Origin of the sequence: Allobosea sp. OK403 (assembly GCF_900113835.1) — a bacterium.
GTDB lineage: Bacteria > Pseudomonadota > Alphaproteobacteria > Rhizobiales > Beijerinckiaceae > Allobosea.
Genome location: NZ_FOQV01000004.1, coordinates 223,133 through 248,600 on the forward strand (window position 1 = coordinate 223,133; position 25,468 = coordinate 248,600).

Annotated in this window: 27 protein-coding genes; 10 read left to right on the forward strand and 17 right to left on the reverse strand. The window is 66.6% G+C overall.

Annotated elements, in window-relative coordinates; translation table 11 throughout:
• The first annotated feature begins 53 nt into the window (after nucleotides 1-53).
• The 7 genes from BMZ97_RS30775 (at nucleotide 54) to BMZ97_RS17165 (ending at nucleotide 6,420) form a co-directional block, all read left to right on the forward strand.
• Complete coding sequence (locus BMZ97_RS30775; protein ID WP_139221246.1) at nucleotides 54-296, forward strand: hypothetical protein; 243 nt, start codon at nucleotides 54-56, stop codon at nucleotides 294-296.
• Nucleotides 297-381: 85 nt separating this feature from the next.
• On the forward strand, nucleotides 382-2,142 hold the full coding sequence (locus BMZ97_RS17140) for an ABC transporter permease (protein WP_092172015.1): 1,761 nt from the start codon (nucleotides 382-384) through the stop codon (nucleotides 2,140-2,142).
• Nucleotides 2,143-2,166: 24 nt separating this feature from the next.
• Nucleotides 2,167-3,489, forward strand: coding sequence for an ABC transporter ATP-binding protein (locus BMZ97_RS17145; protein WP_092172018.1), 1,323 nt, complete (start codon nucleotides 2,167-2,169; stop codon nucleotides 3,487-3,489).
• A 69-nt stretch (nucleotides 3,490-3,558) separates the two neighbouring features.
• Complete coding sequence (locus BMZ97_RS17150) at nucleotides 3,559-3,933, forward strand: hypothetical protein (protein ID WP_092172020.1); 375 nt, start codon at nucleotides 3,559-3,561, stop codon at nucleotides 3,931-3,933.
• Nucleotides 3,917-4,618: an MgtC/SapB family protein gene (locus BMZ97_RS17155; protein WP_092172022.1), complete on the forward strand. Its 702-nt coding sequence runs from the start codon at nucleotides 3,917-3,919 to the stop codon at nucleotides 4,616-4,618. Before BMZ97_RS17150 ends, BMZ97_RS17155 begins: the two co-directional genes overlap by 17 nt.
• Nucleotides 4,619-4,718: 100 nt before the next feature.
• A complete protein-coding gene (locus tag BMZ97_RS17160) occupies nucleotides 4,719-5,783 on the forward strand; it encodes a sensor histidine kinase (protein ID WP_092172023.1) in 1,065 nt (354 codons plus the stop codon).
• A gap of 4 nt (nucleotides 5,784-5,787) precedes the next feature.
• Nucleotides 5,788-6,420: a response regulator transcription factor gene (locus BMZ97_RS17165; RefSeq protein ID WP_092172025.1), complete on the forward strand. Its 633-nt coding sequence runs from the start codon at nucleotides 5,788-5,790 to the stop codon at nucleotides 6,418-6,420.
• Here BMZ97_RS17165 and BMZ97_RS17170 read toward each other — a convergent pair.
• From BMZ97_RS17170 to BMZ97_RS17220, 11 genes are all read right to left on the reverse strand, one after another.
• Nucleotides 6,417-7,145 carry an SDR family oxidoreductase gene (locus BMZ97_RS17170; RefSeq protein ID WP_092172027.1) on the reverse strand — a complete coding sequence of 243 codons (729 nt, stop codon included), beginning with the start codon at nucleotides 7,143-7,145 and terminating at the stop codon, nucleotides 6,417-6,419. The two genes, BMZ97_RS17165 and BMZ97_RS17170, sit on opposite strands and share 4 nt — an antisense overlap.
• The gene (locus BMZ97_RS17175) at nucleotides 7,142-8,797 is read right to left on the reverse strand and encodes an FGGY-family carbohydrate kinase (protein WP_092172028.1); all 1,656 of its coding nucleotides are present in this window, start codon (nucleotides 8,795-8,797) and stop codon (nucleotides 7,142-7,144) included. The genes BMZ97_RS17170 and BMZ97_RS17175 overlap by 4 nt, the downstream gene beginning before the upstream one ends.
• A 169-nt stretch (nucleotides 8,798-8,966) precedes the next feature.
• Nucleotides 8,967-10,406: an FAD-dependent oxidoreductase gene (locus BMZ97_RS17180; protein ID WP_092172030.1), complete on the reverse strand. Its 1,440-nt coding sequence runs from the start codon at nucleotides 10,404-10,406 to the stop codon at nucleotides 8,967-8,969.
• Between the two features lie 80 nt (nucleotides 10,407-10,486).
• Nucleotides 10,487-11,782, reverse strand: coding sequence for an ABC transporter substrate-binding protein (locus tag BMZ97_RS17185; protein WP_092172031.1), 1,296 nt, complete (start codon nucleotides 11,780-11,782; stop codon nucleotides 10,487-10,489).
• Between the two features lie 23 nt (nucleotides 11,783-11,805).
• On the reverse strand, nucleotides 11,806-12,639 hold the full coding sequence (locus tag BMZ97_RS17190) for a carbohydrate ABC transporter permease (protein WP_092172033.1): 834 nt from the start codon (nucleotides 12,637-12,639) through the stop codon (nucleotides 11,806-11,808).
• Entirely contained in the window at nucleotides 12,629-13,504 is an 876-nt protein-coding gene (locus tag BMZ97_RS17195) for a carbohydrate ABC transporter permease (RefSeq protein WP_092172034.1), read from the reverse strand. Before BMZ97_RS17195 ends, BMZ97_RS17190 begins: the two co-directional genes overlap by 11 nt.
• A 64-nt stretch (nucleotides 13,505-13,568) precedes the next feature.
• Nucleotides 13,569-14,660 (reverse strand): LacI family DNA-binding transcriptional regulator, encoded by a 1,092-nt coding sequence (locus tag BMZ97_RS17200; RefSeq protein ID WP_092172037.1) that lies wholly within the window; start codon nucleotides 14,658-14,660, stop codon nucleotides 13,569-13,571.
• Nucleotides 14,661-14,762: 102 nt separating this feature from the next.
• Nucleotides 14,763-15,158 carry a hypothetical protein gene (locus BMZ97_RS17205; protein WP_092172040.1) on the reverse strand — a complete coding sequence of 132 codons (396 nt, stop codon included), beginning with the start codon at nucleotides 15,156-15,158 and terminating at the stop codon, nucleotides 14,763-14,765.
• 87 nt (nucleotides 15,159-15,245) lie between these two features.
• The gene (locus BMZ97_RS17210; RefSeq protein WP_210188273.1) at nucleotides 15,246-16,391 is read right to left on the reverse strand and encodes a hypothetical protein; all 1,146 of its coding nucleotides are present in this window, start codon (nucleotides 16,389-16,391) and stop codon (nucleotides 15,246-15,248) included.
• Entirely contained in the window at nucleotides 16,357-16,605 is a 249-nt protein-coding gene (locus tag BMZ97_RS17215; protein WP_092172042.1) for a DUF2249 domain-containing protein, read from the reverse strand. Before BMZ97_RS17215 ends, BMZ97_RS17210 begins: the two co-directional genes overlap by 35 nt.
• A complete protein-coding gene (locus tag BMZ97_RS17220; protein ID WP_092172045.1) occupies nucleotides 16,605-16,940 on the reverse strand; it encodes a metal-sulfur cluster assembly factor in 336 nt (111 codons plus the stop codon). Before BMZ97_RS17220 ends, BMZ97_RS17215 begins: the two co-directional genes overlap by 1 nt.
• A gap of 195 nt (nucleotides 16,941-17,135) precedes the next feature.
• Here BMZ97_RS17220 and BMZ97_RS17225 point away from each other — a divergent pair, with 195 nt between their 5' ends.
• Nucleotides 17,136-17,336 (forward strand): DUF1858 domain-containing protein, encoded by a 201-nt coding sequence (locus tag BMZ97_RS17225; RefSeq protein ID WP_092172047.1) that lies wholly within the window; start codon nucleotides 17,136-17,138, stop codon nucleotides 17,334-17,336.
• A 50-nt stretch (nucleotides 17,337-17,386) separates the two neighbouring features.
• Here the strand turns inward: BMZ97_RS17225 and BMZ97_RS17230 are convergent, their stop codons facing one another.
• Entirely contained in the window at nucleotides 17,387-18,085 is a 699-nt protein-coding gene (locus BMZ97_RS17230) for a Crp/Fnr family transcriptional regulator (RefSeq protein WP_092172050.1), read from the reverse strand.
• A gap of 356 nt (nucleotides 18,086-18,441) precedes the next feature.
• Here BMZ97_RS17230 and BMZ97_RS17235 point away from each other — a divergent pair, with 356 nt between their 5' ends.
• Nucleotides 18,442-18,897 (forward strand): pseudoazurin, encoded by a 456-nt coding sequence (locus BMZ97_RS17235; RefSeq protein ID WP_092172053.1) that lies wholly within the window; start codon nucleotides 18,442-18,444, stop codon nucleotides 18,895-18,897.
• Between the two features lie 100 nt (nucleotides 18,898-18,997).
• Entirely contained in the window at nucleotides 18,998-20,179 is a 1,182-nt protein-coding gene (locus BMZ97_RS17240; RefSeq protein ID WP_092172056.1) for an NnrS family protein, read from the forward strand.
• Between the two features lie 534 nt (nucleotides 20,180-20,713).
• Here the strand turns inward: BMZ97_RS17240 and BMZ97_RS17250 are convergent.
• The 5 genes from BMZ97_RS17250 to BMZ97_RS17270 are packed head-to-tail and all read right to left on the reverse strand — an operon-like array spanning nucleotide 20,714 to nucleotide 25,467.
• On the reverse strand, nucleotides 20,714-21,586 hold the full coding sequence (locus tag BMZ97_RS17250; protein ID WP_092172061.1) for an alpha/beta hydrolase family protein: 873 nt from the start codon (nucleotides 21,584-21,586) through the stop codon (nucleotides 20,714-20,716).
• Nucleotides 21,583-22,590, reverse strand: a complete 1,008-nt coding sequence (locus tag BMZ97_RS17255; RefSeq protein WP_092172063.1) for an ABC transporter ATP-binding protein — start codon at nucleotides 22,588-22,590, stop codon at nucleotides 21,583-21,585. The genes BMZ97_RS17250 and BMZ97_RS17255 overlap by 4 nt, the downstream gene beginning before the upstream one ends.
• The gene (locus BMZ97_RS17260) at nucleotides 22,587-23,570 is read right to left on the reverse strand and encodes an ABC transporter ATP-binding protein (protein WP_092172481.1); all 984 of its coding nucleotides are present in this window, start codon (nucleotides 23,568-23,570) and stop codon (nucleotides 22,587-22,589) included. The genes BMZ97_RS17255 and BMZ97_RS17260 overlap by 4 nt, the downstream gene beginning before the upstream one ends.
• A 14-nt stretch (nucleotides 23,571-23,584) precedes the next feature.
• Nucleotides 23,585-24,493, reverse strand: a complete 909-nt coding sequence (locus BMZ97_RS17265; protein ID WP_092172066.1) for an ABC transporter permease — start codon at nucleotides 24,491-24,493, stop codon at nucleotides 23,585-23,587.
• Complete coding sequence (locus tag BMZ97_RS17270; RefSeq protein WP_092172068.1) at nucleotides 24,490-25,467, reverse strand: ABC transporter permease; 978 nt, start codon at nucleotides 25,465-25,467, stop codon at nucleotides 24,490-24,492. Before BMZ97_RS17270 ends, BMZ97_RS17265 begins: the two co-directional genes overlap by 4 nt.
• Between the last annotated feature and the right edge of the window lies 1 nt (nucleotide 25,468).

A 25,468-nucleotide genomic window follows, 5' to 3' on the forward strand; every position in this document is an offset into this window, starting at 1 on the left:
GTGCCCGATGCTGGCCTGCAGGCAGGGCAGCAGGCGATCCGAGGAGGTGAACCATGAGCAACGTCATTCTCTTCCGCAGCCAGGCGGCTCTTTCCAACCAGGGTCGAGCCGACGGCATCGGCTTCAGCAAGAACCCCTGCGTGGTCGTTCGCCTGCATCCCGCACGGCGTCCGACACCGGTCGCGATATGGCGTCTCAACACAGCCGGTCGCTTGGAATGCCGCTGGTCCAGCCAGGAGAGCGGTTCCCTCGAAGCAGCCCGACATAGCGACGACTGGAACGGCCGGGCGGCTTGAGCCGCCTGATCGAGCCGAGCGCCCTTTGCATGCGAAATCGCGGCGGCAAAATCCCCCGCCCGGCAACAGAAGCCCGAGGTGACCCATGGTGTTTCCCACAAATGACCGGGGCGCTCCCAGCGCGCTGGCCGCGCTCACCCGCAACCGCATCCTGCCCAATATCTATGATCTGGCCGCCTTCTCGCTGCTCGCGGCGGTCGCCGTGCTGGCGTTCCATGGCGGCGCCGGGATGCGCTCGCCGCTGGAGGGGCTTGCCACCAGCCCGGTCGCGCTCGATCCGATCCTGCTGCCGGAATATGCACTCCGCACAACGCTCAGGATGTTCGCGGCGATCATCGCCTCGCTGATCTTCACCTTCGTCGTCGCAACGCTCGCCGCCAAGAGCCGTCGCGCCGAGATGATCATCATTCCGGCGCTCGACATCCTGCAGTCGGTGCCGGTGCTCGGCTTCCTGACCTTCACCGTCACCTTCTTCATGGGCCTGTTCCCGGGCAGCCAACTCGGGGCCGAATGCGCCGCGATCTTTGCGATCTTCACCAGCCAGGCCTGGAACATGGCCTTTTCCTTCTACCAATCGCTCAGGACCGTGCCGCGTGATCTCGACGAGGTCAGCCGTGGCTTTGGCCTCTCGTCCTGGCAGCGCTTCTGGCGCCTGGAGGCTCCCTTTGCGGCGCCGGGCCTGGTCTGGAACACGATGATGTCGATGTCGGGCGGCTGGTTCTTCGTAGTCGCCTCCGAGGCCATCACGGTGGGTGACACGACCGTCCAATTGCCGGGGCTGGGCTCCTGGCTCGCACTCGCCATCAAGGAGCAGGACTTCGCCGCCATTGCCTGGGCAGTGCTGGCCATGGCGATTGTGATCGGCCTGTATGACCAGCTCCTGTTCCGCCCCATCGTCGCCTGGGCCGACAAGTTCCGCTTCGAGCAGACGGCCGGCCAGCAGAAGCCGCGCTCCTGGGTCTATGGGCTGATCCGGCGCACGCATCTGCTCAAATATCTGTCGGGTCCATTCGCCTGGCTCTGGAACCGGCTCCTGCTGGTGCGGCTGTCACACACGCATCGCGCCGCCCCGGCGCCGAGGCAAGACGCACAGGCGACCACGCGGGCAATCGACTATGCCTGGCTCGGCCTGATCATCGCCATCGGCGCCTGGGGTGCCTGGACGGCCGTGTCCTATGTCGGCCAGAGCTTGTCTCTATCCGATATCTGGGATCCCTTGGGCCGCGGCCTCGTCACTCTGCTCAGGGTCATCGTGCTCATCGCCGTGGCCAGCCTGATCTGGGTGCCGCTGGGCGTCTGGATCGGCCTGCGGCCGGCCGTGGCCGAGCGCGTCCAGCCAATCGCGCAGTTCCTGGCGGCTTTCCCCGCCAATGTGCTGTTTCCCTTCGCGGTCGTCGCCATCGTCGCAACCGGCGCGAACCCCGACATCTGGCTCTCGCCGCTGATGGTGCTCGGCACGCAATGGTACATCCTGTTTAACGTGATCGCAGGCGCGAGCGCCTTCCCGACCGATCTGCGCGAGGTCGCCTCGGTCTATCAGCTGCGCTCCTGGACATGGTGGCGCCGCGTCATGCTGCCGGGAATCTTCCCCTATTACGTCACCGGGGCGCTGACGGCATCGGGTGGCTCGTGGAACGCCAGCATCGTCGCCGAGGTCGTGAGCTGGGGCGACACCAAGCTCGAGGCCTATGGTCTCGGCTCCTACATCGCCAAGGCGACCGAGGCGGGCGATTTCCCCCGCGTCGTCCTGGGCATCGCCGTGATGTCGCTCTTCGTCACCCTGTTCAACCGCACGCTCTGGCGCCCGCTCTATGTCTTCGCGGAACGTCGCCTGCGTCTCGACTGACCCCTTCCGCTGGAGGATCGCACCATGGATGCCACCGTCATCACCCGGGCTGCCAAGACCGCGCCGCTCGTCAGCGCTGCCCAGATCTGCCAAACCTACGACAAGGGCGCATCGGGCTCGCTCATCGTGCTCGACAAGGTCGATGTCGAGCTCAGGCCCGCCGAGATCGTCGGCCTGCTCGGCCGCTCCGGCTCGGGCAAGTCGACCCTGCTTCGCGCCATCGCCGGCCTGATCGCGCCGAGCAGCGGCACCGTCACCTTTCAGGGCAAACCGGTGACTGGACCGACCTCGGGTGTCGCCGTGGTCTTCCAGAGCTTTGCGCTGTTCCCCTGGCTGACCGTGCTGGAGAATGTCGAGCTCGGGCTGGAAGCGCAGGGCGTGGTCCCGGCCGAGCGGCGCAAGCGTGCGCTCGCGGCGATCGACCTGATCGGCCTCGACGGCTTCGAGAGCGCCTACCCCAAGGAGCTTTCAGGCGGCATGCGCCAGCGCGTCGGCCTGGCGCGTGCGCTCGTCGTCCATCCCAAGGTGCTGCTGATGGACGAGCCGTTCTCGGCGCTCGACGTGCTGACGGCGGAGACCTTGCGCACTGACCTGCTCGACCTCTGGTGCGAGGGACGGATGCCGATCGAGGCCATCCTAATGGTGACCCACAACATCGAGGAGGCGGTGCTGATGTGCGATCGCATCCTGATCTTCGGCTCGAACCCCGGGCGGGTGATCGCCGAGATCAAGGTCGATATGCCCCAGCCCCGCAACCGGCTCGACCCGGCTTTCCGCATGCTGGTCGAGGACATCTATGCCCGCATGACCGCCAGGTCGGGCGCACCGGTCCGCGAGGGCCTTTTCCCCGGCACCGGCATCTCCATGTCGCTGCCGCGCGTCTCGACCAATCTGATGGCCGGCATGATCGAGGCGATCGCGGCCGATCCGTACAAGGGCGAGGCCGATTTGCCGCCGCTAGCAGCCGAGCTGCATCTTGAGATCGATGACCTCTTCCCGGTTGCGGAAACGCTCCAGCTCCTGCGCTTCGCCGATCTGGAGGGCGGCGACATCAAGCTCACGGCGCCAGGCCTGCGCTTCGCCGACGGCGACGTCGACGAGCGCAAGCGCCTCTTCTCGCAGCATCTGGCGACTTACGTCCCGCTCGCCGCCCATATCCGCCGCGTGCTCGACGAGCGGCCGAGCCATCGCGCCCCGGCGCGGCGTTTCCGCGACGAGCTCGAGGATCACATGTCGGAAGACTACGCCGCCACGACCCTGAAGGCGGTCACGAACTGGGCGCGCTATGCCGAGTACTTCGCCTATGACGAGCAGGCCGACCTGTTCACGCTCGACGATCCCGACTGAACCCGGCAACCAGCGCGATGATCGCCCCACCGCGGATCGGCCTCGAAGCCGGTTCGCGATGGGGAGCCCATGCCTCGCGACATCAGGTGCACCATGAGGAAGGACCAAGACCTCCTTCGCGTCTGGCTGGAATCGCGCCGGCTGCGGCTGGCTGCAACGACCGGCCATCGCCGCGTGCCGTCCCGGCCTCCATCGCGGCTGGTGCGACTGCTCGTCGGGACGCGGTTGTTCTGGCCCGTGGTGAGGGGGCTGCTTTGGCTGTCGAAACACATGTTGCGGCTTATCTCGCGCCTGTATTTCGACGGCTGGTTTGCGCCGCGAACGACCCGCAGGCTCCTGCATATCTCGGACCGGCTGAGCCGTTACAGCCTCACGCTGATGCGGAACCGGAAATGGACCGACGACAGGGATGATATCCGGAGCGACCATGATCATCGGCCTTGAGCAGGCGGCGCTCAACCTCGGGACGGCTTTCGCGCTCGGCGCCCTGATCGGGTTCGAGCGGCAATGGCGTCAGCGGCTTGCTGGACTGCGCACCAACACGCTTGTCGCGCTGGGCTCGGCCATCTTCGTCATGTTCGCCGGCCTCGTTCCGGGAGACGCCAGCCCGACGCGAGTGGCGGCGCAGGTCGTTTCCGGCATCGGCTTCCTGGGTGCGGGTGTCATCTTCAAGGAGGGGCTCAACGTCCGCGGCCTGAACACGGCGGCGACCCTGTGGTGCTCCGCCGCGGTGGGTCTCGTTGCCGGCATCGGGTTTCCGCTACATGCGCTGCTGGCGACCGGTTTCGTTATCCTGGTCAACCTCGCGCTGCGTCCCCTAATCCGCCTGATCGCGCGACAGCCGATGGGGACCACAGAACTCGTCGTGCGCTATGCGGTGACGGCGATCTGCCATAGCGAAGGCGAAGCCCATGTCAGAGCGCTGCTGCTTAAGGGGATCGATCATGCATCTCTCCACCTCCATGCCCTCGACAGCCGGAACATCGAGGACACCGACCGTGTCGAGGTCTCGGCCAGCGTGACCGCCGATCGCCGTCAGGACACGGCCCTGGAGCAGATCGTCGGGCGACTGAGCCTGGAGCCGATCGTCACGGCCGCCCGTTGGCGAGCGGAAGCGATGGTCGAGTGACCGCTGCCGAAAATCGCAGCCCGACGTCGAGACAGACCGTCTCATCAGCTAAGGTATCGATCGAAGGCAGGTTCGCCGGGGTCGGTGCAGAGGTCGGCGCATGAGACGCAAGAGGCTGACGTTCCCGATCGAGAGGCCCTTGCTCTGGCTGGGGCTTTCGCTGTTCATCGCCGCCATCTTCGCGGCCGACACCGTCACGGATCGGGAGATCGCCTTTGCTGTCCTCTATGTCGCGGTCATCCTGATCGCAGCACAGTCCGGCCGGACGCGTTTCGTCGCGAGCATCGGTATCGGATGCGCCGTCCTCACGGTCGTGAGCTATGTCCTCACCACGCATGGCGACCGTCAATCTGGCCTGGTGAACGGCGCCTTGAGCCTGCTCGCCATCGCAACGACGACCTTTCTCGCGATCAGGAATGAGACAACCGAGGCTCGCGCCCGGCAGGCCCTGGCGGATCTGGCCCATATGGCGCGCGTCACGACCATGGGGGAACTCACAGCCTCGATCGCCCATGAGGTCAGCCAGCCGCTTGCCGGCATCGTCGCCAATGGGCATGCCGCCTTGCGCTGGCTCGACGCATCGCCCCCCTCTCCCGACGAGGCAAGACGCGCGCTCGGCCGCGTCGTGACCGATGCCGATCGTGCCGGCGAGGTCATCGGCCGCGTCCGCCGCCTCGTCAGCAAATCTCCGCCCTCGCGCGACAGGGTCGACCTCGTCCAACTGATCGACGAGGCCCTGGTTCTGGCACGGGCCGAGATCCGCCGGAACCGCGTCGTGCTGCGCACCGATTACGGCACCGACCTTCCGCGTCCTCTGGTCGACCGTGTCCAGCTGCAACAGGTCGTCCTCAACCTCGTGGTCAACGCCGCCGAGACGATGGGTGGCCTCGAGACCGGCCCGCGTGACCTGCTCGTCAGCGCGGCTTCCGATGCCAGCAAGATCACGGTGAGCGTTCGCGACACCGGCATCAGCCTCGCGCCAATGGCGATCGCGCAGGTCTTCGAGGCCTTCTACACGACCAAGCCCGGCGGCATGGGCATGGGGCTGGCGATCAGCCGCTCGATCGTCGAGGCTCACGGCGGCACGATCTATGCCGCGCTCAACCATCCGCGCGGCATGGTGTTCGGCTTCACGCTCCCGCTGAACATGACGAGGACAGCCTAGGGCCATGAGCCAGGAGACCCCGACCGTCTTCGTCATCGACGACGATCCCTCCGTGCGGGACGGGCTCGACAGCCTGCTCCGGTCCGTAGGCTATGCGGTTGCGTGCTTCGCATCGGTCCGGGAATTCGCACTGGTTCATCGCCCCGACCAGCCGTCCTGCCTGGTTCTCGACGTCAGGATGCCTGGGCCCAGCGGCATGGATTTCCAGGCGGAGCTGGCAAAATTGCGCGATCCCCTGCCGGTCATCTTTCTGACCGGCCATGGCGATGTGCCGATGGCCGTGCGCGCCATCAAGGCCGGTGCCGTCGAATTCCTGCTGAAACCCTTTCGCGAGCAGGACCTGCTCGACGCGATCCGCGCCGCCATCGACAGCGATCGCGAGAGGCGCGCCGGAGAGGCGGCCCTGGCCGAGATCAAGGCCTGCTTCGAGACGCTGTCGATGCGCGAGAGGGATGTGATGGCGTTCGTCGTCCAGGGCCGCCTCAACAAGCAGATCGCAGCCGAGCTCAACCTCAGCGAGATCACGGTGAAGGTCCACCGTGGCCAGGCCATGCGCAAGATGAAGGCCGCGACGCTTGCCGATCTGATCCGCATGGCGGACAGGCTGGCATCGCCGGGCGTGAAGAAAATGCTCTAAAGATCCGTGCTTTGCGGCAGGATCACGAGATCGCGGATCGTGACGTTGCGGGGCCGGCTGAGCATGAAGAAGACGGCTTCCGCCACCTCCTCGGCTTCGATCAGGCCGCCGGCGGCGCGCTCGGCTTCGAGCTTTTCGCGCGGCCAGTCCGCGATCAGCGCCGTCACGACCGGGCCGGGCAGGACAGCGCCGACACGCAGGCCGTGCGGGATGACCTGACGGCGGACGGTGTGAACGAAGGCCTGCACCGCGTGCTTGGAGGCGGTGTAGATCGGCTCCCACACCACCGGGACGACGCCCGCGACCGAACTCGTGACGATGATGTCGCCGGTCTTGCGCGCGATCATATGCGGCAACACGGCGTGGATGCTGCGGAAGGTGGCGTTGACGTTGAGATTCAGCATCCGGTCCCAGGCATCGGGATCGCCATCGCAGACCGGCCCGCCGACATAGGAGCCGGCATTGGCGTGAAAGATGTCCAGCTGGCCGGTCCTTGCGAGAATCTGCGGCATCATGCCGGCGACCGAAGCGGCATCGGTCAGATCGACGACGAGCGGTATCGCCGCCGCACTGAGCGGACCGCACGCGCGAGCCAGCGCTGCTTCATCGCGATCGACCAGAACGACGCAGGCTCCGGCGGCGAGCAGGCGCTTTGCGCAGGCAAGCCCGATACCCGAGGCGGCGCCCGTGATCGCGGCGGTTTTTCCGGCCAGTTGCTGCGTCACGGCGTCGACTCCGATACTGCGTGATGGTCGGTTGGGTGCATCAGGTCGCGCGCCACGCGCGCGGCGTCCTGCAAATGGTCGAAGGCGGCAAAACGCCTGTCGTGCAGCGCAGCGATAGCGCCGCCTGCTGGCGTGAAGGCGCTCGCAGCCGGGGCCATCGCGGTCATGACCTTGGCGAGATCAGGGAAGGCGCCGGCCGCGGCTGCACCGAGCATCGCCGCGCCCAGCAGGACAGGGTCGACATCGTCAGGCACGAGCACGGGCAAGCCGGCGCAGTCGGCCAGCACTTGCCGGATCAGCGGATGGCGGCCCGCGCCGCCGCTGAGCACGATCGCTTCGATCGTGGCACCCCGGGCGCGGCTGGCTCTGAGAATCTGCCGCAGCCCGTAGCCGATGCCCGTGAGCCCCGCGACATAGAGCGCGAGGAGATGGTCGAGGTCGCGCTCCATGCCAAGACCGGCGATCAGGGCGCGCGCCTGCGGATCGGCATGGGGCGAGCGATTGCCGAGGAAATCGGGCACGACGACGAGACCTTCCGCCAATCGCACGGCATCGGAGAGGTCCTCGCTCCCTGCAGCCGCGCGGTCTGCCAGCCAGGCAGGCAGCGAAAGACCCTCTTGCGCGGCCAGGCGCTGCGCCTCGGGTGTGGCCGGATGGAAGCCGATCAACTGCTCGATCGCCGCGCCGGCGCCGGATTGGCCGCCTTCGCTGAGCCAGAGCCCCGGCGCCATCGCCGAGAAATAGGGCCCCCAGACGCCCGGGATGAAGATCGGTTCACGGCTGCTCGCCATGGTGCAGGCCGAGGTGCCGAAGACATAGGCCATGCGGGTCAACGCCGTACCGTGTTCGGAGCGGACGCCGACCGAGCCGAGACCGCCGGCATGCGCATCGATCAGCCCGGCCGCAACCGCCGTGCCCGGCTTCAAACCGAGATCGGCTGCGGCCTGCGCTGTCAGGCCTTGGCCCAAGGCCGTGCCACCGGGAACGATCTCGCTGCCGATGCGCGCAAAACCCTGCTCCGCCAGATCGCCGAGCCCGATCTGGTGAAAGTAGCCGGCGTCCCAGCGCGCCTCATGCGCCAGATAGGTCCATTTGCAGGTGACCGTGCAGACCGAGCGGGCCAATGAGCCGCTCGCCCGCCAGGTCAGGAAGTCGGCGAGGTCGAAGAACTGCCAGGCCGCCTCATAGCTCTCCGGCAGATGCTCCTTGAGCCAGAGCAGCTTCGGCGTTTCCATTTCGGGCGAGATCGTGCCGCCGACATAGGCGAGCACCGGATGATTGATGCGGTTGATGCGGTCAGCTTGAGCGAGGGCGCGGTGGTCCATCCAGACGATGATGTCGCGGCTCGCATCGCCATGGGCGCCGACAGGCAGCGATGCCCCGTTCTGTCCGAGCACGACCAGCGAGCATGTCGCATCGAAACCGACGCCGGCGATGGCCTCGGGCGCGAGCTTCGCTTGCGCCATCGCCGCGCGCACGCTGGCGCAGACGGCGCGCCAGATATCCGCGCTCGATTGTTCCGCGATATCCGGCCCGTCCTGATAGAGCGCGATGTCGCGCTTGCCCGTCGCGAGCATGCGCCCGTTGCGGTCGAAGATGCCGGCACGGGCGCTGCCGGTGCCGACGTCGATGCCAATGAAATGGGTGCTCATGGATTGACGATCCCGTCAGCGGAGCAATGCGGGCCTCTCGCGTTGCAAGTTTTCCCATGATGAAATGAGGCGTCATGCCGATGGAACCACGCCGTCATTCCGGGGCAGGCCGCAGGCCTGAGCCCGGAATGACGCTGAGTGTCCGCCACCATCGCTGCCCGCCCGATCATCAGGCTGCGGCCCGGTTCGGCGGTCCGGCGCGGCTGCCGTCGGGGTTGCGCAGATAGACGCCATGGTCGAGCTGCTGGCGGCGCAGCTCCTCAACATCGATATCGGCCGGCGGGCGGTTGCCGCGCACCGAAATCTTGGCGGCGCGCCCGGCGGCCTCGCCCATCGCCATGCAGGTCGCCATGACGCGGATCGCGCCCATGGCCTCATGCGTGGCCGAGATGCTGCGGCCGGCGACCAGCAAATTGCCGATCTTCTGGGGAACCAGCGACCGATACGGGATATCGTAGCAGTCGCCGCACCAGATTAAGGTGCAGCCGTCATCCGAGGGTCGGTGGATGTCGATCGGATAGCTGGCGACGGCGATCGCATCGTCGAAATGCGTGCAGGCCAGCACATCCTCCTGCGTCATCACATATTGGCCGAGGATGCGGCGCGTCTCGCGGATGCCGAGGAAGGGCGCCGTCTTGGTGAAATAGGCCTTCTCGAAGCCCGGCACGTAGTTGATGAGATAGGTCACGATGTCGTCGATCTGGGCACGGCCCTCGATCTCGCCCTTGGTCAGGCTGCGGGCATTGGTGCCGTCGGTGCCCTTGACCCGGGTCATGTTGATCCAGACCTCACCCTTCTTCAGGCCGGTGATGATGATCGTGCGCTCATTGGGGATCGCCAGGCCGCGCTCGGCCTTGGCCTTGGCGATGAGTTCGCGCATGCCGACGACGATGAACTGCTGATTCTGGCCGAAATACTCGGCGGGAATGAAATCGGTGAGATAGGTGCGTGCCTCCGGCGGAGCATTGGCGATGCTCATGCGCAGCGCGTCGGTGTCGACGCCGGCGAGGCAGAACATCAGCGTCGGCGGCTGCATGCCGCCATCGGCATTGCCCTTTTCGGTCGGCACGCCGGCGCTATAGGCAACGTCCGCATCGCCGCTGCAGTCGATCACGACCTTGGCGAGGATGGCGGTACGGCCGGTTTTGCTCTCGGTGACGACGCCGCGGATAATGTCGTTCTCGACCAGCGCGCCGGCAAAGAAGGTGTAGAACAGCACATCGACGCCGGCCTCGATCAGCATCTCCAGCGCCACGGTCTTGACCGCTTCGGGCTCGACCAGCGTGATGCCCATATGCAGCGGACAGGGCCGATGCTCGCTTGCACCGTCACGCTCCCGGCGCAGGCGTTCGATGAATTTCTGCGGCAGCCCGTCGATGATCTGGTTGCCCTTCTGGCCGAGGAAGCCCAGCACCGGCAGGCCGATCGTCATATTGCCGCCGACGAAGCTGCGACTCTCGATCAGCCCGACGCGCAAGCCGTCCTCGGCGGCGGCGAGCGCGGCGGTGAGGCCCGATGGCCCGCCGCCGACGACGAGCACGTCATATTCGGCCGAGACGGGGATGGAGCGCGCCGGCTCCTCGATGAAGCGAACCCCGGTCATGGACATGAGGCGATTTCCTTCCACTGGCATTGAGTCGATTGATTGGGTTGAGGCCGGCGCCGTAGCGCCGACCGTTATCGGTCGGATCAGGCCGGCATCATCGGCTTGACGCGCTCGATGATGGCGGAGACCGCGTCCTTGACGGGCTTGCGCCCGAGAACGGCGAGCTGAACCTCCTCGAGGAAGGTCGCCTGGGCGCGCGCCGCCTCGGGAAATGGCGGGAAGGCTCCGCGCGCCGTCGCCAGGACCTTGGCCTCGACGGCGGCGAGCGCGTTCTTCGCCTTCAGCCCTGCATCGGCATAGGTCGAGACGCGCACCGGCCCATTACCGTTGATCGCCATGCCCAGCGTCACGCGCTTGCTCGAGACTTCCTTGATGAAGCTCCAGGCCAGCGCCTTATCCCTAGCGTTCCGGGGGATCGCCATCGCCCAGGCCTCGACGACGGAAGCCATCGGTACCTTGCCCTTGATCGCAGCCGAGCCGGGGAATTCGACCGCCTTGATCTTGCCCGGATACTTGCTCTGCTCCGGGTTGTTGAGCTGCGCACCGCGCGCGAAGGGCAGGATGGTGAAGGCAGCCCGACCTTGCTGCAGCCACGTCACCTGATCGTCGTTCTTGGTCGTCGCATAGCTGCGCGGCAGGCTGCCGGCCTCGAACATGCCCCGCAGCGCCGCAAGGCCGCTTTCCATCGCCTCGCGATTGGGGACAAGCTTGAAATCGGAGCTGACGAAATCCCCGCCATAGGCGCGCGCGAACATCACCGGGAAGACCGCCAGATCGCTCGCGAGCACCATGCCGGTGACCGGCGTGCCGGCCTTGGAGGTGAAGCTCGTCTTCTTGGCCTGCTCGATCAGCTCTTCCAGCGTGGTCGGCGGTGCAGAGATGCCCGCCTCCTCCAGCAGCGCCTCATTGTAGAACAGGCCCTGCGTGGCATGGCGGACGGGAATGCCGATCAGCTTGCCATCGACCGTCATGCCCTGCACGAGACCGGGCGCGATGTCTGCGAAGTCCTCGATCGCATCCTGCTTCTGATAGGGCTCCAGCGGCTCGAACAGCGCCGCGATCTGCGATGTCGGACGGTTGTCGATGAGATAACCGACGCCGTACTCGGTCTCCTTCAGGCTGGCCTCGCGGAAGAGCCGGTCCTGCAACGGGTTGGAATCGAAGGTCGTGAAGGCGATCTCCGCGTCCTTGGCCTTGAGCCAGCCCTTCAGCAGATCGCCTTCGCCGGAGCCCAGCACGGTCTGGTGGACCTTGTGACTGAGCACGTTCAGCATCTTGCCGGCGGCGAGCACCGGCCGGGCCGAGAACGCGGCTGCCGCGCCGATGGTGCCGGCGACGAAGGTTCTGCGGGTCAGTGTCGTTTCAGGCTGCTTCGACATGGTTTCCTCCCTTTTATGGTTGGCTACCCCTTCGTCGAACCGGCGGTGAGGCCGGCCACGAGGTAGCGGTTCATGAAGACGACGAAGAGCAGGACGGGCACGAGCTGCACGGTCGAGGCCGCAAACAGGATCCCCCAATCCACGCCATCGATGGAGCCGATCATCTCGGAGATGACGAGCGGCGCCGTCTTGGCGCGCGTGGCCGTGAAGACGAAGGCGAAGAGGAACTCGTTCCAGGAAAACACGATCACGAAGACCGCGACCGCCAGCACGCCCGGCATCGCCAGCGGCACGATCACCTTGCGCAGGATCGTCAGGCGGCTGGCGCCGTCGATGGCGGCCGCCTCGTCGAGCTCGCGCGGGATCTGGTCCATGAAGGTGCGCATCAGCACCGTGCCGAGCGACACGAAGAAGCTCGCATAGAGCAGGATCAGCACGAGATGCGTGTCGTTGAGGCCGAGCGCGTTGACGATCGGGAACAGCGGCAGCGTCACCACGATCGGCGGGATCAGGCGCACGATGATCAGCCCGGCGATGCTGGCGCCGAACCAGCGCCCGGAATGACGGGAATAGACATAACCCGCGCAGGTGCTGGCGACGATCGCGAGCAGCGTCGCGCCCACCGTGATCAGCAGGCTGTTGAGCAAGGCCTCGAAGAAGACGCCCCAGGAGCGCCACAGCTCGACATAATGCTTCAGCGTCGGGGTGAAGAGCCATTTCGGCGGCACCGCGAAGATGTCCTGCCCCGGCTTCAGCGAGGAGACGGCGATGAACAGGATCGGGAACAGCGACCAGAGCAGGATCGCTGCGACCGCGATCGCCTTGCCCAGCCCGATGAGCCAGCGCTCAATGCGCATGAGCAAGCCCTCCCCGCCTGAGCAGCAGGACATAGGCCCCCGCCAGCAGGAGCGAGATCACGACCATGATCCAGGCGGTCGCGGCGGCCGAGCCGAAGGCGTTGAAGCTGAAAGCCTCCTGGTAGAGGTAGATCGCCACGACCTCGGTTGAGCGCGCCGGACCGCCTTTCGTCAGCAGCCAGGCCTCCGAGAACAGGCGGAAGGCGAAGATGTAGCGGAACAGCAGCGCGATCAGCATCGCGGGCGCAAGCAGCGGCAGCGTCACGCGCCGGAAGGCCTGCCAGCGCGTCGCGCCGTCGATCCTGGCCGCCTCATAGAGTTCGGCGGGGATGGCGAGGCGCGCCGCGTAGACGATGACGAAGGTGAAGGGCAGGTGCAGCCAGATCGTCAGGAGCCCGATCAGGGTCATCGCATGCGACGGCTCGAACGACCAATCCAGCGTCGGCAGGTTGAGCGCGCGCAGCGCCAGCGTGATCGGCCCGGCATCGGGATCGAACAGGAAGCGCCACATCACTACGGCGGTGACCTCGCTCACCGCGTAAGGCGCCAGCACCGCGACGAGCAGGAAGCGTCGAAACGGCAGGCCGCTCGCGAACAGCAGCGCCATGCCGAGTCCAACAGCGAGTTCGAAATGGACCGCGACGACGACGAGCACGACCGTGTTCAGCAAGGCGCGGTGAAAGGCGGGATCGGCAAGGACGCGAACATAGTTCTGCAGCCCGACGAAGCTCGGCGCCTGGCCGAAGCTCGACATGTTCAGGCTGAGCCAGACCACATAAAGCGACGGCAGCACGATCACGCTCAGGATGAGCAGATGCACCGGCGCTAGCAGCGGCAGGAGCCGTGCCGTTGTTCGAAGCTGCACTATTTCCTCCAGAACTCTCTTGATCCGGGCTCTGTCGGCCCGGTGATCAGGTCGCAATTGTCTTTCAGTGCACGGCGTTCGCCGCCGCGGTCTTCGTCTCCTGGTCCTGCGTCAGAGTGTGGCTACCGGCGTCGTCCTTGGCGGCGGGCGAAAGATCGCGCACGGAATCGCGCACCTGCAGGCTGGTCTGCAGAACGCTGCCCAATGGCGGCGAGGCATCGCCGGACATGCGCCGGCGCAGCCGCTCCCAGGCCGCGGCGGCGATCTCGGCGATCGGCTGACGGATCGCGGTGAGGCCGGTCTTGCGCGCGCTCATCCAGGGATAGTCGTCGAAGCCGACGACGGAGACCGGATCGGGGATATCGATGCGCAGCCGCGCAAGGGCCGACAATGTGCTGAGCGTGGTGACATTGGTCAGGGCGATGACCGCGCTCGGCCGCTTATGCCGCTCGAGCCAGTGCGCGAAGGCCTCCGTGCCGCGCTCCGCATTCGATCCGAGCTCGATCACAGTGGGGTCGGCCCCCAGTCTCGCACGGATCAGCGCGGAGGCGCCGCGGACGCGCTCCCGGATCGGGGAAATCGCCAGGTTTGAGGCCGCGACGACGATGTCGCGGTGGCCCAGCTCCAGCAGATGGCGGGCGGCGATTTCGCCGGCCTCGCAATTATCGATCGCAACCGTGTCGACGATCGACCCGTCCGGCGGCACGCGGTCGGCAAAAACCATCGGCAGGCGCGCGAACTCGCTGTCCAGCCCGGCGGGGACGGCATCCGAACAGGGTACGACGATCAGGCCCGAGGGACGCCAGGCCAGCAGCGTCCGCAAGCGCGACTGTTCCAGCCCGATGTCGTCGCGCGAACTGGCGACGATGATGTCGTAGCCGTCCTTCTGCGCCATGACTTCGAGCTGCGAGACGAGCGAGGTGAAGAACACGTCGTCGAGATCGGGCACGAGCACGCCGACGACCTTGGCCTGGCCCGAGCGCAGCTGCGAGGCCGCGCGGTCGACCTGATAGGACAATTCGCGAGCCGCCTTCTGCACGCGCTCCTGCAGATCGGCATTCACCGGCTTGTTGCCACTGAAGACATTCGACACGGTGGCGATCGAAACGCCCGCGCGCGCCGCAACATCCTTGATCGTGACGCGCCTCTCCGACATGCGGTCCACAGCCTGTTAAACGTTTTACAGTAAAACGTTTAACAGGCTGATCGCGGCTTTGCAAATGTTGTGTTCACGGGTTCGATCAGGCCCGCGCGCGGTTCACTCCGGGGCGGTCTCGTCCGGTCTCCGGACCTCCCGTGCCGCCCGCATATCCGCTGCGCCGCGCGCAGCTGCCTCCTCGATGCCTTCAAACAGCAGGGCGACCTCCTCGAACACACTCAGGTCCGGCTCATCCATCGGGAGTTCGTCGAGTTCGCGGGCGAGATCAAGCAGTGCGGCGATGCGCTCCGTCTGGTGGCGGGCGTCGAGGATGAGCCGCCGGAGCTGACGCCGATCCTCCAACGCCTCGAACCGCAGCAGGGCGCTGTCGAGTTTGCTCCGGCACTCGCAATCGAGCTCCAGCCCCTGAACGATTCCGCGCACGCGCTGGATCACGCCTGCAGCTGTGGGTGGCGCCTCCAAACCCTGCGATGAGGCAGGCGTCACCTCAATCATCACAGTCTCCCCATGCCGGGCGCCCGGAAAACGGAATCGGGGCCTCGCGGAGTGCGGCTTGTCCGCAGATTGAACGGGGGAGCGCGGTCATGGGGCGGGCTCCACCACTTCGACCACAGAAGCGCGAGGGTGCCGCGAGGGGAGCAGCAGCGCGAGGGCGAAACCGAAGAGGGCCAGCGCGGTCAGGGCGCCGCTGGACGCCCGGCCAACCTCCCATTCCGCAAGCCCGGAGCCCACGCGTAGGGCGACGGCTCCATGCAGCAGGAACAACGGGGCATACAGCGCCGGCGTATAGCGCAAACGCAGGCGCACGACTGCAGGAAGGATGATGAGGGCGTGCCCGAACACCATCGAGAGAACAAAGCCGATCAGGATCGCGTGCAGGGCGATATCATACCCGAACATGGTGGTTCCCGGCCGGCCGGCAATCAGGGCGACCCCGGCCACCGCAAGCCAGACATAGCCCGCGAGCATGCAGGCCGCCATGAATCGCGTCTGCCCGGTTCGGCGAATGCTCAGCCAGGCGATGTCGTGTCGCAGCAGCCAGACTGTGATGCTCAGCAGGGCCATGCCGAACAGGGTTGAGCCACTCCCGGTCATGACGCCGTTCTGCGCTCCGACGAGGAGCATGCCGAGCGCGAAGAGGAAGAGCGCCTCGCCGCCCCATTTCGGCGCCACCAGGCGGCTGAGCTCCAGGCGCTCGGCGGCGATGGTCAAAACCAGAAAGGCGAGCCACCATCCGACGACGTCTGCTATCGGCCGGCCCGTAGCCCAGAGCAGGTTTCCGGCGAGCCAGGCCAGGGCGCCGACGAGGAGCGTTCCCGTGAACAGCGCCGGCTGGCGGATGGTGATCACGAGCGATCCCGCCGCGAGGGATCCCGCCGCGAGCGCATAGGCGCCGGCGCCAACCGGAATCGGCGCTCCCGCCAGGAGAGCGAGCGTTCCCAGCCCTGAAAGCGCTGGCGCGCAATAAGCCCAGCCGCGATTGATCGCGACGGCCCGCTCGAGGCTGATCAATGTGCCGAAGAGGCCCGACACCAGCAGCGGTCCGTGCAATTCGGCCAAGGACGCTGTGTGGGGAAGGTTCAGTCCGAGCCGCCCAAAGCCACCGCAGAGACCCGTCAGCAAGGCGACAGCGGCCAGTACGAGCAGCGGCGCCCGGACCGCGAGACGGCTGTGCAGGCGCCTTGCCGCCTGATCAGGCCGCGCGGGTGATACGGACACGCCAGACATCAGGCCCCTCCTCCTCGTAGCGCCACATGAACGCCCCGGGATGGCGGACGTTGAATTGGTAGAGCAGCGGCCAGGGATCATGATCATTGACCAGGACCAGGGCGTCGCTTGGCTCAAGCTGACCGAAGGTGGCGAAGATCAGCGGGTGACGGCTCATGCGCGGCAGGATCTGGCGCACGTCGATGACGGTTTCGGACGCATTGCGGACGCTCATCAGGCAGCTTCCTTCGGTTGATGTCCCAGCAGTCTTCGGCCTCGGTCGGTGATCAGGTCCGGGCTCCAGGTCGGATGCCAGACCAGATCGAGTGCGATGCGCGCGGCATCCGGGAACCGGCTGGCCAGCCGTTCGCGCGCATCTTCGAGTATCATCTCCCCGAGCGGGCAGGCCGGGCTGGTCAATGTGAGGGCCACGTCGATCCCGCTCTCGTCGCGGGTCGCGCGGTAGACGAGCCCGAGATCGACCACGCTCAGACCGATCTCGGGATCCATGACTCCAACAAGGCATTCCAGCAGATCTGGATCGAGGGGCGGCTTCGCTGTTGGGCTCATGGCTGGTCTGCATCCGGGCTGGAGGCTTGGACAATGCCCGCAGCTTCGCCATCCCTCTTTGCGGCCGCGCAAACAGAACGACCGAACCTTTGCAGGGCCGCCGGCCTCACCCTTGGCGGATTTGTGCCGGCGCAACGATCGCCGGGCCCCAAGGACGCAGCATCCGCCATGCCAGATTTACGGAAGGAGGCGGCCATGCCCATCGAGTTCACGACGCTTGTCGACGAGGTCATGCGGCGATGGCCGGCAACCATCCGGATCTTCCTCGATCACAAGATGCATTGCGTCGGCTGCCCGATCGCCTGCTTTCACACCATCGATGACGCATGCCGGGAGCACGGCGCAGACCGCGGCCAAGTCCTGGCCGATCTCCGGACGGTCGCTGCGCGGCAGTGACGTCCGTCAGCCTCCGACGCGCGGAGGCGGGACATCACGGCAGCCGAAGCCTATGGCAGGCCGCCCTCGGCCAGTACGAACAGCCGGTGCGGCTCGAGAATCGTGATCTTCTGACGCCCGCTTGCGACGAAGCCTCGGTCCTCCCACGCGCTCAGGACCCGGCTGACCGTATGCAAAGTGGTGCCCGTCATCTCGGCGACGTCCTGACGCGAGATCGGGAAATCGATCTGCACGCCAGCCTCCACCTTGCGTCCAGACTGCTGCGCCAAGCGCAGCAAGGCATGTGCGATCCGCCGCTCGACCTGCTCGGTCGACATCTCGACAACGCGTGCATGGGCATCCTGCAACCGGCTGCCGACGGTCTGGAGCGTGTTGACGGCGAGGGTCGGATGCTTGGCGATGAGGCGGGGCCAGGCGACGGACGGCCACACCAGCGCGATGCTGTCGACGACCGCGACGGCGGTGGCGGGATAAGTCGTCCGCCCGATGGCCATCGCGACCCCGAACACTTCGCCGGCGGAAACGAACCGCACCACCACCTGCTGCCCGTCCGGCGTGAGTTTGTAGACGCGCAGATGTCCGTGGAGCAGCACGAAAAACGAGTGCGCCTCAGCGTCCTGCTGAAAGACAGTCGTTCCCTTCGGGTAGCGCACGGACTGCGCCTCGCGCAGCAATTCGTCGAGTTGCTCTGGCGCGAGACCGGCAAACAGCGGCAGGTCGGCAATAACGGTCCGGTCGACGCTGGCCATGACGAGCACTCCGAAGCAGGGTGTAAGCTAACGTCTTCACGGATCTGGACGGACGCCAGCGCCCGCGGCTGGTCTCGCCGATGCGGGCTCGATCCGGCAAGGCCGGATTGGCAGGGCAACAGTGACAATAGCTGGGACAGCCGCTGTCGCAAACAGCAGCCAGGTTCGTCCTGACGCAACCGAAGCGGATTTTCCGGCCTGGCTTATTGCTGCGCAAACAGGACGCGACCGGGCCGTCCCACACAAAAGCGGCTCTCTTTGCGCGGCAGCAAACAGCAGCCCGAGGGCCAGGAGTATCACCTCCCCCAAGAGCCTCGATGCGGTTCGCGATTTTTGCATCGCAACAGGAGACGACAATGCGCAAGGCGATGATGCTCGGGACCGTCGCTGCGGCCCTTGGACTGACCGGCATGGCACAGGCAGCCGAGGTCCAGGTCCGGATGCTCAACAAGGGCACCGAAGGCGTCATGGTCTTCGAGCCGGCGCTGGTGAAGATCGCCCCTGGCGACACCGTGAAATTCGTGGCTGTGGACAAGGGCCATAACGTCGAGACCGTCGAGACGATGCTGCCGGAAGGCGCGAAGGCGTTCGTCGGCAAGGTCAATGAAGAGCTCGCCATCACCTTCGATAAGCCCGGCGTCTACGGCTACAAATGCAAGCCGCATTACGGGATGGGCATGGTCGCGATGGTCGTCGTGGGCGACGCGCCCAATCTTGATCTGGCCAAGGCCGCAAGCCATCCCGGCAAGGCGAAACAGGTCTTTGCGGCACTCTTCGACAAGCTGGCCACCATGACCGTCGCGGCGAAGTAAGCGCTCATCGCAGACGCTGTGCCGCCGCGACGCCCCGTTGCGGCTGCCTGCCCGCCCTGGATCTCGTCGAGATTGTCCTCGTCCATGAAGGAAGCCGGTGATGGCTCCGATTCCACGCCTGCGCGAATATGTCGGCCCTGCGCTCCTCTCCTACGGCTTCCGCCCGTTCTTCCTCCTGGGCTCGATCTATGCCGGCCTGGCCATTCTGGCATGGCTGCCGATGTTCTATGGCGAGCTTGAAATCGCGACCCTCTTTTCGCATCGCGACTGGCACATCCACGAGATGCTCTACGGCTATCTCCCGGCCGTGGTGACGGGCTTCCTCCTGACCGCGATCCCCAATTGGACAGGGCGGTTGCCCTTGCAAGGCAAGCCGCTGCTGGTTCTCGTCGCAGCCTGGATTCTTGGCCGTGTCGCCGTGACCGGCTCTGCCTGGATCGGTTGGCTTCCCGCCGCCACGATCGACCTTTCCTTCCTGCTCCTTGTCGCCGGGGCGGCCGGGCGCGAGATCATCGTCGGAAGAAACTGGCGGAACCTGAAGGTGCTGGTTGTCCTGGGTCTGCTATTGGGCGGCAACGCGATGTTCCATTTGGAAGCCCATCTGTACGGCGCCTCCGATTATGGCGTCCGGCTTGGCATCGCTGCGACCATCCTGCTGGTGATGCTGGTCGGAGGCCGAATCGTGCCGAGCTTCACGCGCAACTGGCTGGCCCGGGAGAACCCCGGACGATTGCCTGCATCCTTCGGGCGATTCGACATCGCCTCGATGATCTGCGCCGGGGCGGCCCTCCTCGCCTGGATCGCGGTTCCGGAGGCGCCTACGACGGGTGCGGCCCTGTTTGTGGCGGGCGTCCTTCAGGCCGTGCGGCTTGCGCGCTGGGCCGGATACCGGACCTGGCGGGACCCGCTGGTGCTCATCCTTCACGTCGCCTATGCGTTCGTGCCGCTGGGCTTCATGCTGCTCGGCCTGGCGTCGCTCGGCTTCGGATCGGCAACCGCGGGCATCCATGCCTGGACCGGTGGCGCCGTCGGCACCATGACGCTCGCAGTCATGTCCCGGGCAAGCCTCGCACACACCGGGCGGCCCCTTGCCGCGAGCCGCGCGGTCCAGGCCTTCTATGCCCTGGTCGTTCTTGCGGCGCTGGCCCGGATCTGCGCTTCGCTCCATCCCGCCTGGAGCCTGGGCCTGCTGCATGTCGCCGGCCTTGCCTGGGCGGGGGCATTTCTGGGCTTCGCACTGGCGTATTGGCGCGTTCTGACCCAGCCCCGCCTGGGGCACTAGCTGCGTTTTCCAGCGAAGTGGCTACCGGTTCGCGTGAAGAAAACGCGTTAAGACAAAAAGCCCGAGCGTCCCGCAGTTTGCGCTGGCGCAATGCAAAATGCGCGTTGCTCTGCATCATGGTCGCCGCAACCTGGGCCCCGGAGGCATTGGCCTGTGACGGGACCGGGATCGTGCCTGGCAAGGCCGTGTCGACCAAGGCACTGAATGCGAAGGATGCGAAAATGCGGGGATGGTTGAGAGGTCGGGTCGCGCGGCGGGCGCGCCTGATGGGCACGATGATGGAGCGTATCGGCGTCGATCCCGGGCTTGCCGCTCTCAGCGGCCGGTCCTTCACAGCGGCTGGCCGCCGTTGCCTCTGGTGCGCCGCATCGCAGCAATGCGAACGCTGGCTTGAGGAGACCGGCTCTGCAGCCCGCGGCCCGTCATTCTGCCCGAACACGCCGTTCTTCGAGGACGTTCGATCCGTCCGCAGCGCGGCGACGAGCTCGGGCGCAGGGATAGTCTCGGGATAGGCCTGCCCGCGAGCGCAAAACCTCAGGCCACCGTCGATGCCTCCGGCTTCAACTCCTCGACCGTCGGAATCCGGCCCTCGAACCAGTAAGCCGCGGCGGCGCGCGACATCGCCGCCCCGTCATGGCCGATGCCGGGCACGGTGATCAGCGACCAGTTACAGGGAAGACCGCGCCGCGCCGCCTCCGCCCTTGCGAAGTCGAGGGCGAAATGCGCCCGCGCATAGCGCATCGGCCCCTGCGCCAGGGCCTCGACTTGGGCCGGCAGGTTGGGATCGCTGGTGACGATGTCCTGGTCGCCGGCGAAGATCACCATCGGCCAGGCCAGCCAGCGCGCCAGCTCCGCCTCGCCGAGGCCAAGCCCGTCGAGGCCCTCCGGAAAGCGCCGCTCCAGCGTCGGCAGCGTGTACCAGCCCGAATTCGCGGCAAAGACCGTCTCGAACGGCGTCTGCGCTTGCGTCGCCAGCAGGCGGTGGACGAACTGGCCGCCGGCGGAATGGCCAAACAGCCTGACGGTGTCGCGCGTGGTCACGCCGGCCTGGCGCAGCGCCGCCAGCACGCGGGCGGGCACGGCATAGAGCCAGTCCTGCGCAGCGGCGATGGCGCCGTCTTCGCCGATGACGAGGCCATTATTATAGCCTTCCGCCTTCGGGAAATGGTCGTTGCCGAAGGTCGGGGCGACGATCAGCAAATTGTGCTTCTCGGCGGCCTCGATCCAGAAGTCGCGATAGTCGTCGCCATTGCGCAGCATGCCATGCTGGACGAAAACGACCTCGTCCTGGGGGCGATGGCGCGCCGGACGGTAGAAGTTGACCTGCAACGGCCGCTGCGGGTGGCGGGCGTCGATGAAAGGCAGGGTGCTGCGCCCCTCCTGCGGATCGAGAACAAGCGTGGTCATGCGGCTTTCCCTGTGGTGTGCAGGTGGCAGGCGGCGCTGCGGCCGGGCGCGATCTCGACGAGGTCCGGGCGGACCTCGCGGCAAACAGCCATGGCGTGCTCGCAGCGTGGGTGGAAGGGGCAGCCCGGAGGCGGGGCGAGCGGCGACGGCAATTCGCCCTTCAGCGGCTGGAAGCTGCTCTTGCGTCGCGCCGCCGAGGGGATCGCCTTGATCAGCGCCGCGCTATAGGGATGCGCCGGCTCGGCGAAGATCGCGGTCGCGCTGCCGATCTCGACGATGCGGCCGAGATACATGATCGCGACGCGGTCGCTGATATGGCGGACCAGGCCGAGATCATGGCTGACGAAGAGATAGGTCAGCCCGTGGCGCGCGCGCACATCCATGAACAGGTTGATCACCTGCGCCTGGATCGAGACGTCGAGCGCCGAGACCGGCTCGTCGCAGACCAGGAAATCGGGCTTCACCGCGAGCGCCCGGGCAATGCCGATGCGCTGGCGCTGGCCACCGGAGAACTGGTGCGGATAGCGCTCGCGATAGGCGAGATCGAGCCCGACTTCGGAGAGCGCCTGGTCGACCGCGCCATCGAGCTCGGCCTTCGGCACGAGCTTATGGACCGCAAGCGCCTCGCCGACGATGCGGCTCACCCGCATCCGCGGATCGAGCGAGGCGTAAGGGTCCTGGAAGATCATCTGCACCTTGAGCAGATAATCGAGCCGCTCCTTGCCCTTGAGGCCGGCCGCTGAGCGGCCCTTGTAGAACACCTCGCCCCCGCTCGGCGGCAGGATGCCGGTGGCGATGCGCGCCAGGGTCGACTTGCCGCAGCCGGATTCGCCGACAAGGCCGAGCACCTCGCCCTTAGCGATGCTGAGATCGACGCCGTCGACCGCCTTGAGGGTCGCGGGCGGCGCGTGCCGGCCGAGCGCGGTCAGGATGCGCTCGGCGATATTGGCCTTGCCGCGGAAGTATTTGCTGATGCCGCGCAGCTCGAACAGGGGCTCGCTCATGCCGCCACCTGCTCCGCCGCGGGGTTGTGGCAGCGCAGGGTGCGGCCGTCATAGGCCTGCGGCTGCGGATCGCTCTCGGCGCAGACGGGCAGAGCCCGCTCGCAACGTGGCCGGAACGGGCAGCCGGAGGGGCGCGAATCGATGCGCGGCGCGACGCCGTCGATCTGGTGCAGGGGTTCGCCCGGCTCGACCATGCTGGCCGAGGAATTGAGCAGGCCGAGTGTATAGGGGTGGCGCGGCCGGTCGAGCACGGTCTCGACATCGCCGATCTCGACGATGCGCCCGGCATACATCACCGCCACCCGGTCGGCGAGTTCGGCGACCACGGCAAGGTCATGCGTGATCCAGATCACCGCGCAGCCGGTCTCGCGCGAGAGCTTCTGCACCTCGTAGAGGATCTGCGCCTGGATGGTGACGTCGAGCGCAGTCGTCGGCTCGTCCGCGATGATCAGGTCGGGGTCGTTGAGGAGCGCGGTCGCGATCGCCACGCGCTGGCGCATGCCGCCGGAGAATTCATGCGGGAACTGCTTCAACCGGGTTTCCGGCGAGGAGATACCGACCCGCGCCAGCGCTTGTGCCGCCCTGCTGAGCGCCTCGCTGCGGCTGCAATCGCGATGCTCGAGGACGGCCTCGCTCATCTGCTCGCCGATGCTGAGCACCGGGTTCAGCGTCATCAGCGGGTCCTGGAAGATCATCGCGATCCGGTCGCCGCGCAATTGGCGCAGGCGCTCCTCGGAGGCGGCGCGCAGATCCTCGCCCTCGAACAGGATCTCACCGGCGACGACCTCGCCCGGCGGGTCGATCAGTTGCACCAGCGAGAAGCCGGTCACCGACTTGCCCGAGCCGGATTCGCCGACAAGGCCGAGCACCTCGCCCTTGGCGACGTGGAAATCGACGCCGTCCACTGCCGGCCAGGCGCCGTCCTGCGCATGGAACACGGTCTTGAGGCCGCGCACGGACAGAAGAGGGGTTTCGCTCATGTCCACGTCGAAGCTCATGCGCGCACGTTGAAGCTGCGGCGCAGGCGGTCGCCGACGAGATTGAGCGACATGATCAGCAGCACCAGCGCGATACCGGGGAAGACGGCGATCCAGTATTCGCCGGAGAGCAGGAACTCGAAGCCATTGGCGATGAGCAGGCCGAGCGAAGGCTGCGTCACCGGCACGCCGACGCCGAGGAAGGACAGTGTCGCCTCCAGCGTGATCGCCGAAGCGATGCTGATGCTGGCGACGACGAGCACGGCGCCGACCGAGTTCGGCAGCAGATGCGCCAGCATGATGTGCCGGGTCGGCAGGCCGAAATTGACGGCGGCCTCGATATACTCCTTGCGCCGCTCGACCAGCGCCGCCGCCCGCATCAGGCGGGCATATTGCGCCCATTGCACCAAGACGATGGCGAGGATGACCTTGTCGACGCCGCGCCCGATCGAGGCCAGCAGCACGAGCGCGACCAGGATCGAGGGAAAGCCGAGCATGAAATCGACGATACGCATGATCACGGCGTCGACCGCGCCGCCGAACTGCGCAGCAGTGAGCCCGGCGAGGATGCCGATCGAAAGCGCGCCGATCGTCGAGGCCAGGCCGACCAGCAGGCTGGTGCGCAGGCCGTAGAGGATGGCGCTGAACATGTCGCGACCCTGGGCATCGCTGCCGAGCCAATAGGTGAAGCCGGCCATGCCCTGCTCGCCCGGCGCCAATCGGTTGTCCATCACGCTGAGCGCGCCGAGATCATGCGGGTTCTGCGGCGCGATCACCGGCGCGAGCAAAGCGAGCAGCACCATGATGCCGAGCAGGATCACGGCGCCGCGCGTCGTCGGCCGGTTGCGCAGCCGGCGCAGCACCTTTTCACGCAAGGGCGTATCGGCCTGCACCGGGCCGGCGAGGCGGGGCGTATCCACGCTCATGCCTGCTCTCCCGCAAGCTTCACCCGCGGGTCGAGCGCGGCATAGAGCACATCGACCAGGAAGTTGACGGTGACGAAGAGCAGCGTCGCCAGCAGGACATAGGCGACGACCACGGGCCGGTCGAGCTGGTAGACCGAGTCGATCAGGAGCTTGCCCATGCCCGGCCAGGCGAAGACGGTCTCGGTGATGGTCGAGAACGCGACGAGGCTGCCGAACTCGACGCCGACCACGGTGACGACCGGGATCAGGATGTTGCGCAGCACATGCCGGTTGACGATGCGCCGGGGCCGCACGCCCTTGGCGCGGGCATATTTCACATAGTCCTGCGTCATCGTCTCCGCGGTGCCCGCCGCAACCAAGCGCACGATCAGCGCGAGGTTCGGGATCGCCAGGTTGAGCGCGGGCAAGGCGATGTGCCTGAGCCCGTCGAGCGTCAGCAGGCTGGTCTTAAGGCCAAGCAGCGAGACCGTCTCGCCGCGCCCGGCCGTCGGCAGCCAGCCGAGCAGCACGGCAAAGAGCAGGATCAGCATCATGCCCTTCCAGAAGCTCGGCAAGGAGAAGCCGAGCACGGTGCCGGCCATGACGATGCGGGCGCGCCGGCTGTCGGGGTTGAGGCCGACCATCAGCCCGAGCGGAATACCGGCCGTGAGCGCCAGCGTCATCGCCAGCAGCACCAGCTCGAAGGTCGCAGGCAATCGCGCCAGGATCAGTTGCAGCGCCGGCACGCCATGGACGAAGGAGCTGCCGAGATCGCCCTTCACGGCGTTGCCCATGAAGGTCAGGTATTGCAGCCAGACCGGCAGATCGAGCCCGAGCCGCCGGATCAGCGCCTGGCGTTCGGCATCGCTGACCTGCGGCGAGACCAGGAGCTCGATCGGGTCGCCGATGCCGTAGACGGCGAAGAAGACCACGACCGAGACCGCGAGCAGCACGAGCACGCTCTGGATCAATCGCTGCAGGACATAAGCGGTCATG